We start from the raw sequence: 12,903 nt of genomic DNA on the forward strand, positions 1-12,903 counted from the left end.
AAAAAATACCCTCACCGCGAACCTGGGCCGGACCTAACGTGAGCACCCTCGAAACGGGTGGGCACGAACGGCGGGGGACGGGAGCGTGTGGACGCAGCGGGACCAGATCCAGGCCTACCAATTCCTCCGCAGGAGACTGGTTTCGGCACTGGTCTCGGCTGACGCCAACCATCCGGTCGCCCCGAGCCGCAGGCTCGTCATCGGCACCCTGTGCGGACTCGGCGTGGCGTTGCTGGTCACCGCGGTGTTCGGCGTGATCGGCCTGCTGAACCCCTCCGGCGGCAAGGACTGGCTGGCGGGCGGCAAGGTGATCGTCGAGGAGGGCACCGGCGCGCGCTACATCCTCGGCCAGGACGGCGCTCTGCATCCGGTGCTCAACTACGCCTCCGCGCGGCTGATGGCGGGCGGCAACGGCGAGGCCACTGTGACCGTCCCATCGGACAAGCTCGCGAAGGCGCCGAGGGGTTCGCAGATCGGCATCCCCGGCGCCCCCGACTCGCTGCCCGCGGCGGCCGCGCTCGTGAACACCCCGTGGACGAGCTGCTCGCGCACGACCCAGGACGCGCCCGCGTCGGCCGAACCGGAGACGACGGTGCTCCTCGGCGCGCCCGCCGCCGGGATCGACCTGCCGAGGGATCAGGCCGTCGTGGTCCGCGTCCCCGAGGGGGAGCGCTACCTCGTGACGGCAGGGCGCCGCTACAAGCTCACTTCCGAAGCCGCCACGGCGTTGCAGTTCGACACCTACCCGGCGATCGCGGTGTCCTCCCGGTGGGTCGGCACCGTCGCCGCCGGACGCGATCTGGCCTACCGCGCGGTCGACGACGCCGGACGGCCCGGCCCGAAGGTCGGCGGCGTCTCGACGAAGGTCGGCTCGGTGCTCGGCGTCATCGACACGATGGCGTCGCCCAACGACGCGACGTCGTACTACCTCGTCCGTGCCGAAGGGCTCGAACCGATCGGCCAGACCGAGGCGAGCCTGCTGATCAACACCCCGCAGAACGCCGACGCCTACACGGGCGTCCCGGCGCCCGTCGCGGTGCGCGCGGCCGACGTCGCCGCGGTGGCGAAGGTCGGCACGGCGAGGGCGGGCGGGGCCGATCCCGCGGAGTATCCGGACCGGATCCCGCGAAAAGCGCCCGTTACCGGACAGTCCGTGACGTTATGCGCACAGGGTTCTCGAATCGTTATCTCCGCACAGGTCCCGTTGCCGCAAGGTGCGAAGGCGATCCCGGTGACGGCGCGGACGGACGCGTTGGTCGCCGACGCCGTCTTCGTGCCCCCGTCGGGGGGCGCGGTGGTGGCGGAATCCGGTTCCGGCACGGTCTACGTCGTCACCGACACGGGCCAGAAGTACCCGGTGGCGAGCACTGAGGCACTCGCTTCCCTCGGCTACGGCCAAGCCGAACGGCAACCGGTTCCGAATGGATTGCTGGCACTGGTTCCGCGCGGTCCCGCGCTGGATCCGGCGCAAGCGGGTCGTGCGGTGTCCGCGGCGGGTGGGACGGGGTGATCGGGAACGTGCAGGTGACCGAAGACAGGCCGGAGACCGACCGGGTCGACGTCGCGGTGATCGAAGACCATCCGTTGTACCGGCACGCCGTCGTCCGGGTCCTCACCGAGGCCGAAGGCATCGAACTGGGCGCGGTGGTCGATTCGGTCGCCCGGTTCCACGTCCACCCGCAGCCGCCCGGCAGCGTGGTACTGCTCGACCTCGGCCTGCCGGGGATCGCCGGGGCGGCGGCCGTGCTCCAGGTGTGCGAACTGGGGCATCACGTGCTCGTGGTGTCCGCGCAGGCCGAGCCCGAGCAGGTGCTCGGCGCGATCGCGGCCGGTGCCAAGGGTTTCCTGTCCAAGGACGTCGACGTCGACGAGCTGCTGACCGCGATCAGGACGGTCGCGCGCGGCCGGGCCTACGTTTCCGCGGTGGTGGCCGGAATGATCATCAAGGACAACGCCGACCGTCCCGTGGCGGCTCCGGACGTCGCGCTCTCCGCGCGGGAGAAGCAGGTGCTGCGGCTCGTCGCTGCGGGCGAACGCGACGTCGACATCGCCCGCATCCTGGGCATCGGAGTTCGGACGGTCCGCGGTTATCTGGACCGGATCCGTGACAAACTCGGAGAGAGAAGGCGGGCCGGTCTGGTCCGCAAGGCCATCCAGCTCGGGCTCGCGTCTCCGCCGGAGGTGCCCGGTCCGTCTCGGCCGGTCGCGCCCCGCGCCGACGCGGGCGGATTCGAAGGACGCCGGTGAACGCAGACGAGCAGCAGCCGAAACGCGGTAAAACGATCAACGTCGGGGTGATCGAGGATCATCCGCTGTACCGGGACGCCGTCGCGCGTGTCCTCACCGAAGCGCCCGACATCGAGCTGGGCGCCGTCGCGGACTCCGTCGCGCGGTTCGCCGTCCAGGAGCAGCCGCCCGGCAGCGTGGTCGTCCTCGACCTCAAGCTGCGCGGTGTCCAGGACGCCGCCGCGGTGCTCGAAGTGGGGCAGATGGGGCACAAGGTGCTCGTGGTGTCCGCGCACGCCGAGCAGCCCGAGGTCCTGGGCGCCATGCAGGCCGGGGCGAAGGGCTTCCTGTCCAAGGACGTCGACGGCGACGAACTCCTGCGCGCCATCCGCACCATCGCCGACGACAACGCGTACGTGTCGCCGACGTTGGCCGGGATGATCATCCAGGACAGCGAAGACCGCCACGCCGGGCCCAAGATCGTCCTCTCCGAGCGGGAGAAGCAGGTCCTGCGCCTCGTCGCGGCCGGCGAACGGGACGTCGACGTGGCGGAGATCCTGAACATCAGCGTGCGGACCGTGCGGTCCTACCTCGACCGGATCCGGGACAAGACCGGCGAGCGGCGGCGCGCCGGCTTCGTCCGCGTGGCGATCCGGGAAGGCCTGCTGCGCTAGACCCCCTCCGCGTTTCGTCCTCTAAACGCGGGGGGCCGAGAAGTTCACCCGCAGCGTGTACACCGAACTGGACGCGGTGATGAACAGGTCGTTCCGCCGCGGCCCGCCGAAGGTCAGGTTCGAACAGACCTCCGGCACCCGCAGCTTCCCGATCCGCGTGCCGTCCGGTGCGAAGCAGTGCAGGCCGTCGTGCGCGGCGGCCCAGACCCGCCCGGCGGCGTCCAGGCGCACGCCGTCGAAACCGCCGGCGTCACTCGTCGCGAAGACCTCACCGCCGGAAAGCCGGCCGTCGTCCACCGAGAAAACCCTGATGTGGCTGGGATTCTGCCGCGTGTCCGCGATGTAGAGCAGCGACTCGTCGAGCGAGAACGCCAGCCCGTTCGGACGCGAGAAGTCGTCCGCGACGATCCGCACCGAACCGTCCACCGGATCGACGCGATAGACGTGACAGGCGCCGATCTCGCTCTCGGCTTGATGGCCCTCGTAATCGCTGTCGATGCCGTAACTCGGGTCGGTGAACCAGATCGCGCCGTCCGAGGACTCGACGACGTCGTTGGGGCTGTTGAACCTCTTGCCCTGATAGGTCCCCGCGAGGACGGTCGTCGTGCCGTCGTGCTCGGTGCGCGTCACCCGGCGGTTGCCCTGTTCGCAGCTGACGAGCCTGCCCTGCCGGTCGACGGTGTGCCCGTTGTGGAATCCGGCGGGCTCGCGGAACACCCCGACCGCGCCCGTGGTCTCGTCCCAGCGCAGGACCCGGTCGTTCGGGATGTCGCTGAACACCAGGTACCGCCCGGCGGGGAAGTAGGCGGGCCCCTCGGTCCACCGGCAGCCGGTGTGCAGCCGCTGCATCCACTCGTCCCCGTTGACGCGGGCGAACCGCTCGTCGAGCATTTCGAACTGCGCCTTGACCATGTCCATGAGAACCCCAGTGTTCCGAATGAGATATTGCGATCATCATGAACCGCCGAACTTGATATGGTCAACCCATGGATGACGTGGATCGCATGTTGCTCACCGCCTTGCAGCAGGACGCGACTCAGGCGTACGCCGCGCTCGGCAAGGCGGTCGGGCTGTCCGCGGGCGCCGCGCACGAGCGGGTCCGCAAACTGCGCGAACAGGGCGTCATCCGGCGCACGACCGTCGATGTCGATCCGGCGGCCGTCGGCCGGGGCGTGATGGCGTTCGTGCTGGTCGAGGCGGGCTCGTGGATGGGCGATCCGCCGACCAAGGCGGCGCTGGAAGCGCTGCCGGAGGTCGTCGAGGCGCACATCATCGCGGGCCCGGCTTCGCTGCTGGTGAAGGTGCGCACGCCGACCACCGAAGAGCTGCAAGCGTCCTTGCGCAGGCTGTACGCGATCGAGGGCGTGACCGGGACGCAGACGATCGTGGTGCTCGAATCCTTCTTCGAGCGCCCGGTGGACGCTAGAGGCGACGGTTCGCCAGAACCCCCGTCGCCGCCCGGGCCTTCCCGCTGACCGCGGGGTCGACGTCGATGATCACCAGTTCCGGCCCGGCGCCCAGCTGGGTGTGGAGGCGGCCGAAACCGTCGGACACCGTGGAGTAGCCGATCCCGGTCGGCGCCTTGGGGTTCACCGGGGTCGAGGTCGTGGCCGGATCGGCCTGCCCGCAGCCCAGCACCCAGCAGCCGGAGTCGAGCGCGCGGGCGCGCACCAGCACCTCCCACTGCTCGCGTTTGCCCTCGCCCGCGCCCCAGGACGTGGGCACGAGGACGATGTCGGCGCCGTCGTCGGCCAGCTTCCGGAACAGTTCGGGGAAGCGGATGTCGTAACAGGTCGCGACGCCGAAGGTCACGCCGTCGACCTCGAAGGTGGCCGGGGCGGTCCCCGGGGCGACCGTGTCCGACTCGGCGAACCCGAACGCGTCGTACAGATGGATCTTGTCGTAGCCGAAGTGATGCCCGGCGCCGGTGACGAGCAGCGTGTTGCTCACGCGCCCGTCGGGCGACGGCGTGAACATGCCCGCGACGACCACGACGCCGTGTTCGTCGGCGAGTGCCGTCACTGTGGACGCCCAGGGACCGTCCAAGGGTTGCGCGACGGGCGCGAGCGGGATGCCGAAGCGCGCCATCGCCGCCTCGGGGAACACCACGATCCGCGCGCCCTCGGCCGCCGCGGCCGTCACGCCTTCGCGAATCAGCTTCAGGTTCGTCTCGGGATCCTCGGCCGCCGTGAGCTGGCACAACCCGATTCGCGGCACGGAGGCCTCCCTCATCGTGGGATCGCTGGTCACCACCCCAGTGTGCCTGCTCGGGGCGATCCGGCCACCTCGTACCCTTGACCCATGCTGAACCGTACCGACCTGCGTGGACAGGTCCCGTCCGTTGCCGAACTCAGGAGCACGCTCCCGCGTGCCGAGTACGACGTGGACGCGGCGCTGCATCACGTACGGCCGGTGGTCGAGGCGGTCCGCGATCGCGGCGTCGACGCGGTCCTCGAGTACACCGAGAAGTTCGACAAGGTCCGTCCCGCCGGTGTCCGCGTGGCCGCCTCGGAACTCACCAGCGCGCTCGCGAACCTGGACCCGGCCGTCCGCGAGGCGCTGGAGGAGTCCATCGTCCGCGCCCGCAAGGTCCACGGCGATCAGCGCCGTCAGGACGTCACGACCGAGGTCGTCGACGGCGGCACCGTCACCGAGCGCTGGATCCCGGTCGAGCGCGTCGGGCTGTACGCGCCGGGCGGGCTCGCGGTGTACCCCTCGACCGTGGTGATGAACGTCGTCCCGGCGCAGATCGCCGGCGTCGGCACGCTCGTCCTGTGCTCACCGCCGCAGGCCGCGTTCGGCGGGCTCCCGCACCCGACGATCCTGGCCGCCGCCGAACTCCTCGGCGTCGACGAGGTCTGGGCCGTCGGCGGCGCGCAGGCCGTCGCGCTGCTCGCGTACGGCGGCACCGACACCGACGGCACGACTCTGGAGCCCGTCGACATCGTCACCGGGCCCGGCAACATCTACCTCACCGCGGCCAAACGGCTGCTGCGCGGCATCATCGGCATCGACTCCGAGGCGGGCCCGACCGAGATCGCGATCCTCGCCGACGAGACCGCGGACCCGGTGCACGTCGCCGCCGACCTGATCAGCCAGGCCGAACACGACCCGCTCGCCGCGAGTGTGCTCGTCACCACGTCCGAGGAACTCGCGGACGCCGTCGACAAGGAGCTCACCGGTCGCGTGGCCGCGACCAAGCACTCCGAGCGAGTGACGGAGGCCTTGGGCGGCAAGCAGTCCGGCATCATCCTCGTGTCCACTGTGGACGACGGGATCCGGGTTGTGGACGCCTACGCGGCGGAGCACTTGGAGATCCAGACCGCGGACGCGCGTGCGGTGGCGGCCCGTGTGCGCAACGCCGGCGCGATCTTCGTCGGGGCGTACGCGCCGGTCTCGCTCGGCGACTACTGCGCCGGGTCCAACCACGTGCTGCCCACCGGCGGATTCGCGCGGCACTCGTCCGGGCTTTCGGTGCAGAGCTTCCTCAAGGGCGTGCACGTCGTCGACTACAGCCAGGACGCGTTGCGCGAGATCGCCGGCCGCGTCGTCGCGCTGGCGAACGCCGAAGACCTGCCCGCGCACGGCGAGGCCATCACGGCGCGGTTCGAGGGGGAGCGGGCATGAGCATCGGCGAGGAGATCACGCTCGACGCGCTCCCGCTGCGGGAGGACCTGAGGGGCAAGACCCCGTACGGCGCACCGCAGCTTGACGTGCCGATCCGGCTCAACACCAACGAAAACCCGTACCCGCCGCCGGACGCGCTGGTGGCCGACGTCGCCGAGGCCGTCCGCGCCGAGGCCGCTTCGCTGCACCGGTACCCGGATCGCGACGCCGTCGCGCTGCGCCAGGACCTCGCGGACTACCTCGCGGTGTCCACCGGTGTGCTGGTGTCGGAGTCGAACGTGTGGGCCGCCAACGGATCCAACGAGATCCTGCAGCAGATCCTGCAGGCCTTCGGCGGTCCCGGCCGGTCGGCACTGGGCTTCGAGCCGTCGTACTCGATGCACCCGATCATCTCGGCGGGCACCCGCACCGACTGGCTGCCGGTGCCGCGCCGCGACGATTTCACGCTCGACACCGAGAAGGCGGCCGCGCTGGTGGGCGAACGCCGTCCGGACATCGTGTTCGTGACCAGCCCGAACAACCCGACCGGCGGGTCGATCCCGTTCGGAGAGTTGCGCGGGCTGCTCGAAGCGGCGCCGGGCATCGTGGTGGTCGACGAGGCGTACGCGGAGTTCTCGTCGCAGCCGAGCGCTGTCGAGCTGATCGAGGAGTACCCGGCGAAGCTGATCGTGTCGCGCACGATGAGCAAGGCGTTCGCCTTCGCGGGCGGACGGCTCGGCTATCTCGCGGCGGCGCCCGCGATCGTCGACGCGCTGCAGCTGGTGCGTCTGCCGTATCACCTCTCGAAGCTCACGCAGGCCGCCGCGCGCGCCGCGCTGCGGCACGCGGACGCCACCCTCGCCTCGGTCGCCAAACTCGCGGCCGAACGCGACCGCGTGGTGGAATCGTTGCTGGGCTTGGGATTCACGCCGGTCCCGAGCGACGCGAACTTCGTCCTCTTCGGACGGTTCGCGGACGCGCCCGCGACCTGGAAGTCCTATTTGGACAACGGTGTGCTGATCAGGGACGTCGGCATCGCCGGGCACCTGCGGGTGACCATCGGCACACCGGAAGAGAACGACGCCTTTCTCGAGGCCAGCAAGGAGGTGCCGCGATGAGTCGCGTCGGCAAGGTGGACCGCACCACCAAGGAATCGTCCATTTCGGTCCAGCTCGATCTGGACGGCACGGGCCAGGTGGAGATCGACACCGGTGTCCCGTTCTACGACCACATGCTCACCGCGTTCGGCGTGCACGGCTCGCTCGACCTGAAGGTGCAGGCGACCGGTGACGTGCACATCGACGCGCACCACACCGTCGAGGACACCGCGATCGTGCTCGGCCAGGCGCTGCGGCAGGCGCTCGGCGACAAGAGCGGTATCCGGCGGTTCGGCGACGCGTGGATTCCGATGGACGAGACCCTCGCGCACGCCGCGATCGACGTCTCCGGGCGGCCGTACTGCGTGCACCTGGGCGAGCCCGAGCAGTTCAACAGCTTCACCATCGGCGGGAACTACCCGTTCGTGCTGACGCGGCACGTGTTCGACTCGCTGTCGTTCCACGCGCAGATCGCGTTGCACGTGCGGGTTCTGCACGGCCGGGACCCGCACCACATCGCGGAGGCCGAGTACAAGGCCGTCGCGCGGGCACTGCGTGCCGCGACCGAGCCGGACCCGCGGGCGGGCGGCATCCCGTCCACGAAGGGCGTCCTCTAACCCCCGCATTTAGTCCTCTGGATACGTTCCTTGCGCATTTAGAGGACTAAATGCGGCCCGTGGGGCGGTAGGTGGTGAGCTGGACGCCGGACGGAGTCGTCGTGGAGCCGACGAAGTCCAGGGTCTGGGCGGGCGTTCCTTCGGCGAAGAAACGCTTGCCCGTGCCCAAAAGAAGCGGATAGACGGCCAGCACGACTTCGTCCGCGAGCCCGTTTTCGAGCAGTGTCGACGTCAGCGTGGAACTGCCCGAGAGGATGAGGTCCGGGCCGTCCTGCGCCTTGAGGCGGCGTACGCCTTCGACGACGTCCGGGCCGACCCCCTCGAACGGGCCCCAGTTCAGGCTTTCCGGCCGGTGGGTGACGACGAACTTCGTCGCCGTCTTGAGCCGGTCCGCGAAGGGGTCGCTCGGCGCGTCCGGCCAGTATTCCGACCAGAGGTCGTAGGTGTGGCGGCCCAGCAGCAGGTCGAAGCTTTCGGTGTGCGCGGCCAGGAGGGCTTCCCGGCCGGCGGGGGTCCGGTAGGGCATGTTCCAGCCGCTGTACGGGAAGCCGTTCTCGTCCTCAGAATGCTGGATCACGCCGTCGAGCGAGATGTGCTCGATGATCTTGAGCTTCCTCATCATGCCTCCAGCAGCGCGTCGAGCTGGGGCATCGCGGCGCGGAACCCCTCTTCCATCCCGGGAATCGTCTTCTCCATGGCTTCGACGCTGGAAAAGCGCGTCACATGGATCATCCGGGATCCCGTGGCTGTCGTCTCGAAGGTGAAAGTCATGGACGTGGGCATGTCGTCGCCGTCGCCGTCCTCCGCCTCGAAGAAGTCGATGGGATTCACCGCGGCGAACTTCCAGGAATTGGGCCACTTCTCGCCGTTGGGTCCGGTCAGGAAGTATTCGGCGCGGCCGCCCGTCCGGAAATCGTGATGGGTGAACGTGGCGGGCGCGAACGGCGGCCCCCAGAAACGTTCCAGTTGTCTTGGATCCTCCCAAGCCGCCCAGAGGCGTTCTTGCGAAACGGGAAAGTCCGCCACGACGGTGAGCGAGAGTTTCTCGGGATCTTTGGTGACCGAGGTGATCGGCATCGTCATTCCCCTTCCCGGAGGACATCGTCGAGCTGCGCCACCCGTTGGCGCCAAAGGACTTCGTAGGAATCGAGAAGCTCGGTAGCGCGCTTGAGCCGCTCGTGATCGGTCGACACCAGCTGTTCGCGGCCGTTGGCGCGCTTCCGCACGAGCCCGGCGCGCTGGAGCACGGCGACGTGTTTCTGCACGGCGGCGAAGCTCATCTCGTAGTGCGCGGCGAGCCCGGACACCGTCGGCGCTTCCACGATCGCCCGCGCCAGGATGTCGCGGCGGGTGCCGTCGGCCAAGGCGCGGAAGAGCTGATTGAGCGACTCCTCGCTCTCCTCACGAAGTACAACCATGTGGTTGTACGTTAGCCGGGTCCGGTCCCGGTGACAAGGGGCGAGCCCGGCGCGGTCCGGCTCGCGGGCGTGTGGCAGGGTGGCGGTCGTGAGTAACACGACCATCGCTGTGCTGCTGTTCGCGCTCGGCGGCTTCCTGATCGGCGGCGTCTACGCGACCTGGAAGAGCGTCAAGTTCATGGCCGTCGTGCTGGGGATCGGCGCGTTGCTGGCCATCGGCGGCGCGATCGCCTGGCTGGCCTGACTTTGCGGCTTCTCTGACCCAAGTACGTGAAGGCCCCCTTCACTGCGTCTAGCGCAGTGAAGGGGGGCCTTCACGTACTTATGCGGGTGCCGCGCCGCAACGGCGGCTACTTCGAGGCGTCGACCAGCTCCCGCTCATCAGGCGCATCAAGCTGCTTCGCGAGCTTCTCGCCTTCGACGTCGACATCGGGCAGCACGCGATCCAGCCACTTCGGCAGCCACCACGCACCGCGGCCGAGCAGCGACATCAGCGCCGGCACGATGGTCATCCGGATCACGAACGCGTCCACCAGCACCCCGAAGGCCAGCGCGAACCCGATCGACTGGATCAGCGAGGATTCCGCGAGCACGAAGCCGGCGAACACGCTGATCATGATCAGCGCGGCGGCGACCACGACGCGGGAGCCGTGCCGGAAACCGGTCACCATCGCCTGCTGCGGGTCGGCGCCGTGGACGTATTCCTCCCGCATCCGCGTCACCAGGAACACCTGGTAGTCCATCGCGAGCCCGAACAGCACGCCGATCAGCAGGATCGGCAGCATGCTCATGATCGGCCCGGTCGTCTTCACGCCGAGCAGGTCGGTGAGCCAGCCCCACTGGAACACGGCCACCACGGCACCGAACGTCGCGACCACGGAGCCGAGGAAGCCCAGCGTCGCCTTCAGCGGGACGACGATCGAGCGGAACACCAGCATCAGCAACAGGAACGCGAGCCCGACGATCAGCGCGAGATACGGCAGCATCGCGTCGGCGAGTTTCTCCGAGACGTCGATGTTGGCCGCGGTCTGGCCGGTCACGGCCAGCGACGCGCCGGTGGCCGAACCCAGTCCCGCATTCAGGCCGCGGATGTCGCTGACGAGGTCTTCGGTCGCGGTGCTGCTCGGGCCACTCTTCGGGATGACGGTCAGCAACGCCAGGTCACCGGCGCGGTTGGTCTTGGGCGGCGTGACGATCGGGCGTTCGGGGAGGCCGCCGATACCCGCGGCCGCCTGCTGGAGCGCGGCTTGCCGGTCGGTGCTGCCGCTCAGGTCGACGACGATCACCAGCGGGCCGTTGGCGCCTTCGCCGAAGCTGCGGGCGACGGTGTCGTAGGCCTTGCGCTGGGTGGTGTCCGGCGCTGCGGTGCTGTCGTTCGGCAAGCCGAGCTGCATGCTCGCGGCGGGCACGGCGACGATCGCGAGCCCGGCGATCGCGGCGATCAGCACCGGGATCCGGTGGCGGGCGACGAACTTCGCCCAGCGCTCGCCGTGCGTCGTCGTGCTTTCCTTGCGGCGCAAGCGGATCTTGCCGCCCGCCAGCTTGCCGCCCGCGAAACCGAGGATGGCGGGAAGCAGGGTGAGCGCGATGACGACCGCGATCGCGACGGTGATCGCCGCGGCGATCCCCATCTCGCCGAGGAACGGGATGCCGACGACGGTGAGGCCCGCCAGCGCGATGATGACGGTCAGTCCGGCGAACACCACGGCGGAGCCCGCGGTACCGGTGGCGCGTCCGGCGGCCTCCTCCGGATCGCGGCCGATGGTGAGTTCGTGCCGATACCGGGAAACGATGAAGAGCGCGTAGTCGATGCCGACGGCCAGGCCGATCATCAGCGCGAGCACCGGCGTGTTCGTGTTCAGTTCGAGGAAACCGGACGCCGTGGTGATACCCGCCATGCCGATGCCGACGCCGATGAGCGCGGTCAGCAGCGGGATCCCGGCCGCGAGCAGCGAGCCGAAGGTGATGATCAGGACGACCGCGGCGACGGCGACACCGAGGCCTTCGGTGGCGTTGGTCGCGGGCATCGCCTGCACGGCGTCACCGCCGAAGTCCACTGTGTACCCGGCCGCCTTGGCGGCGTCCGCGGCGGCCATCAAGCCCTCGCGGTCGGCGTCGGTGAGCTCGAAACCCGGCACGCGGTAGCTGACCTGAGCCAGCGCCACGTGCTTGTCGGGCGAGATCGCCTGCACCTGCAGCGGGTTGACCACGCCGGCGACCTTCGGGGCGTTTTCGAGTCCCTTGACGAGACCCGTGATCGCCGCCTGTCCGGCGGGGTCGGTGATGTCGCCGGGGGTCGAGATGACGACGCGTCCCGTCGCGCCACCGGCGGCGGCCTCCGGGAACCGGTCGGCGAGCTGGTCGATCGCCTTCTGCGACTCGGTGCCGGGGATGGTCACCGAGTTCGAAAGCTGGCCGGACAGGGTCAGCGCTCCCGCGCCGAGGGCCACCAGGACGGCGGCCCACACCGCCGTCACCAGTGCCCGGCGCCGGAACGAGAACCGGCCCAGGCGGTAGAGGAAGCTGGCCACGAAAGTCTCCCGTTCACTCGATCAGGTTCATTCCAAGCTAGCCGATCGGCTAGGGGCCTACAAGCCGATCGGCAAGTGTGTGACTAGCCGCACGGCTAGTACTCGTTTGGCCGCGCGGGCACGCTTGACGTAATCTCCGACGGCTGAACGAGGAGGGAACATGGACGTCGTCCACGCGGAGGACACCCGCACGCGACTACTGGGCACGGCGTTGCGGTTGTTCACCGAACACGGCGTGGAAGGCACCTCGCTGCAGATGATCGCGGACGCCCTCGGCGTCACGAAGGCCGCCGTCTACTACCACTTCAAGACGAAGGCGGAGATCACCGAGTCGGTCGCCGAGCCGGTGCTGCGCGAGCTGGAGGGCATCGTCGACGACGCCCGCGCCCAGCGCACCCGGGGCGCGCAGATCGACCATCTGCTGGACGGTTTCGTCGATCTCGTGGTGCGGCACCGTTCGCTGGTCGCGCTGTTCTCCAGCGACCCCGGCATCGCCCGTGCGATCGAGAAGTCCGTGCACAGCTCGGACAGTTTCAAGAACCGGCTGCTGGAGATCCTGGTCGGCCCGGATCCGGATCTCACCGCGATCGTGACCGCGCAGGTGCTGCTGGCGGGGATCGCCGTCGCCGGCGGCTCGCCCGAGGTCGCGTCGCTCGATGACGAAACACTGCGCGAAACGCTCCTGGCCGTCGGGCGCAAGCTCTACAACCGCCCGCGCCGCCGTTCGTGACCGA

At 69.5% G+C, this 12,903-nt stretch carries 15 protein-coding genes; 9 read left to right on the top strand and 6 right to left on the bottom strand.

Translation table 11 applies throughout. The features are described from left to right. Positions 1 to 85 precede the first annotated feature (85 nt). From eccB to AJAP_RS10975, 3 genes are read left to right on the top strand one after another with little or no spacing between them, the layout of a single operon-like run. Positions 86 to 1,510 carry a type VII secretion protein EccB gene (gene eccB, locus AJAP_RS10965; protein ID WP_038510291.1) on the top strand — a complete coding sequence of 475 codons (1,425 nt, stop codon included), beginning with the start codon at positions 86 to 88 and terminating at the stop codon, positions 1,508 to 1,510. Continuing rightward, a complete protein-coding gene (locus AJAP_RS10970) occupies positions 1,507 to 2,247 on the top strand; it encodes a response regulator transcription factor (RefSeq protein WP_038510294.1) in 741 nt (246 codons plus the stop codon). The genes eccB and AJAP_RS10970 overlap by 4 nt, the downstream gene beginning before the upstream one ends. Next, the gene (locus AJAP_RS10975; RefSeq protein ID WP_038510296.1) at positions 2,244 to 2,900 is read left to right on the top strand and encodes a response regulator; all 657 of its coding nucleotides are present in this window, start codon (positions 2,244 to 2,246) and stop codon (positions 2,898 to 2,900) included. The genes AJAP_RS10970 and AJAP_RS10975 overlap by 4 nt, the downstream gene beginning before the upstream one ends. A gap of 21 nt (positions 2,901 to 2,921) precedes the next feature. On the opposite strand, the gene AJAP_RS10980 is transcribed toward AJAP_RS10975, so the two are convergent. Then, positions 2,922 to 3,818 (bottom strand): SMP-30/gluconolactonase/LRE family protein, encoded by an 897-nt coding sequence (locus tag AJAP_RS10980; RefSeq protein ID WP_038510299.1) that lies wholly within the window; start codon positions 3,816 to 3,818, stop codon positions 2,922 to 2,924. A gap of 68 nt (positions 3,819 to 3,886) precedes the next feature. Between AJAP_RS10980 and AJAP_RS10985 the strand changes: the two genes are divergently transcribed. Beyond that, complete coding sequence (locus AJAP_RS10985) at positions 3,887 to 4,375, top strand: Lrp/AsnC family transcriptional regulator (RefSeq protein WP_038510301.1); 489 nt, start codon at positions 3,887 to 3,889, stop codon at positions 4,373 to 4,375. Here AJAP_RS10985 and AJAP_RS10990 read toward each other — a convergent pair. Further along, positions 4,323 to 5,117 carry a carbon-nitrogen hydrolase family protein gene (locus AJAP_RS10990; protein WP_038522823.1) on the bottom strand — a complete coding sequence of 265 codons (795 nt, stop codon included), beginning with the start codon at positions 5,115 to 5,117 and terminating at the stop codon, positions 4,323 to 4,325. The two genes, AJAP_RS10985 and AJAP_RS10990, sit on opposite strands and share 53 nt — an antisense overlap. An 84-nt stretch (positions 5,118 to 5,201) precedes the next feature. On the opposite strand from AJAP_RS10990, the gene hisD reads away from it, so the two are divergent. From hisD to hisB, 3 genes are read left to right on the top strand one after another with little or no spacing between them, the layout of a single operon-like run. Continuing rightward, positions 5,202 to 6,527, top strand: coding sequence for a histidinol dehydrogenase (gene hisD / locus AJAP_RS10995; protein ID WP_038510303.1), 1,326 nt, complete (start codon positions 5,202 to 5,204; stop codon positions 6,525 to 6,527). Then, on the top strand, positions 6,524 to 7,624 hold the full coding sequence (locus AJAP_RS11000; RefSeq protein ID WP_016335992.1) for a histidinol-phosphate transaminase: 1,101 nt from the start codon (positions 6,524 to 6,526) through the stop codon (positions 7,622 to 7,624). Before hisD ends, AJAP_RS11000 begins: the two co-directional genes overlap by 4 nt. After that, positions 7,621 to 8,220, top strand: coding sequence for an imidazoleglycerol-phosphate dehydratase HisB (gene hisB, locus AJAP_RS11005; RefSeq protein WP_007029930.1), 600 nt, complete (start codon positions 7,621 to 7,623; stop codon positions 8,218 to 8,220). Before AJAP_RS11000 ends, hisB begins: the two co-directional genes overlap by 4 nt. A gap of 46 nt (positions 8,221 to 8,266) precedes the next feature. On the opposite strand, the gene AJAP_RS11010 is transcribed toward hisB, so the two are convergent. The 3 genes from AJAP_RS11010 to AJAP_RS11020 are packed head-to-tail and all read right to left on the bottom strand — an operon-like array spanning position 8,267 to position 9,638. Beyond that, positions 8,267 to 8,839, bottom strand: a complete 573-nt coding sequence (locus AJAP_RS11010; RefSeq protein ID WP_038510310.1) for a dihydrofolate reductase family protein — start codon at positions 8,837 to 8,839, stop codon at positions 8,267 to 8,269. Further along, entirely contained in the window at positions 8,839 to 9,297 is a 459-nt protein-coding gene (locus AJAP_RS11015) for an SRPBCC family protein (RefSeq protein ID WP_038510313.1), read from the bottom strand. Before AJAP_RS11015 ends, AJAP_RS11010 begins: the two co-directional genes overlap by 1 nt. Before the next feature lie 2 nt (positions 9,298 to 9,299). Next, complete coding sequence (locus AJAP_RS11020) at positions 9,300 to 9,638, bottom strand: ArsR/SmtB family transcription factor (RefSeq protein ID WP_038510317.1); 339 nt, start codon at positions 9,636 to 9,638, stop codon at positions 9,300 to 9,302. An 88-nt stretch (positions 9,639 to 9,726) separates the two neighbouring features. Here AJAP_RS11020 and AJAP_RS44345 point away from each other — a divergent pair, with 88 nt between their 5' ends. Beyond that, positions 9,727 to 9,882, top strand: coding sequence for a hypothetical protein (locus AJAP_RS44345; RefSeq protein WP_016335988.1), 156 nt, complete (start codon positions 9,727 to 9,729; stop codon positions 9,880 to 9,882). Between the two features lie 106 nt (positions 9,883 to 9,988). Here AJAP_RS44345 and AJAP_RS11025 read toward each other — a convergent pair whose 3' ends face one another. Continuing rightward, on the bottom strand, positions 9,989 to 12,169 hold the full coding sequence (locus AJAP_RS11025; protein WP_038510320.1) for an MMPL family transporter: 2,181 nt from the start codon (positions 12,167 to 12,169) through the stop codon (positions 9,989 to 9,991). Positions 12,170 to 12,329: 160 nt separating this feature from the next. On the opposite strand from AJAP_RS11025, the gene AJAP_RS11030 reads away from it, so the two are divergent. Continuing rightward, entirely contained in the window at positions 12,330 to 12,899 is a 570-nt protein-coding gene (locus tag AJAP_RS11030) for a TetR/AcrR family transcriptional regulator (RefSeq protein WP_016335985.1), read from the top strand. The last annotated feature ends 4 nt before the right edge of the window (positions 12,900 to 12,903 follow it).

It is taken from the genome of Amycolatopsis japonica (assembly GCF_000732925.1).
In the GTDB taxonomy this organism is placed as follows: domain Bacteria; phylum Actinomycetota; class Actinomycetes; order Mycobacteriales; family Pseudonocardiaceae; genus Amycolatopsis; species Amycolatopsis japonica.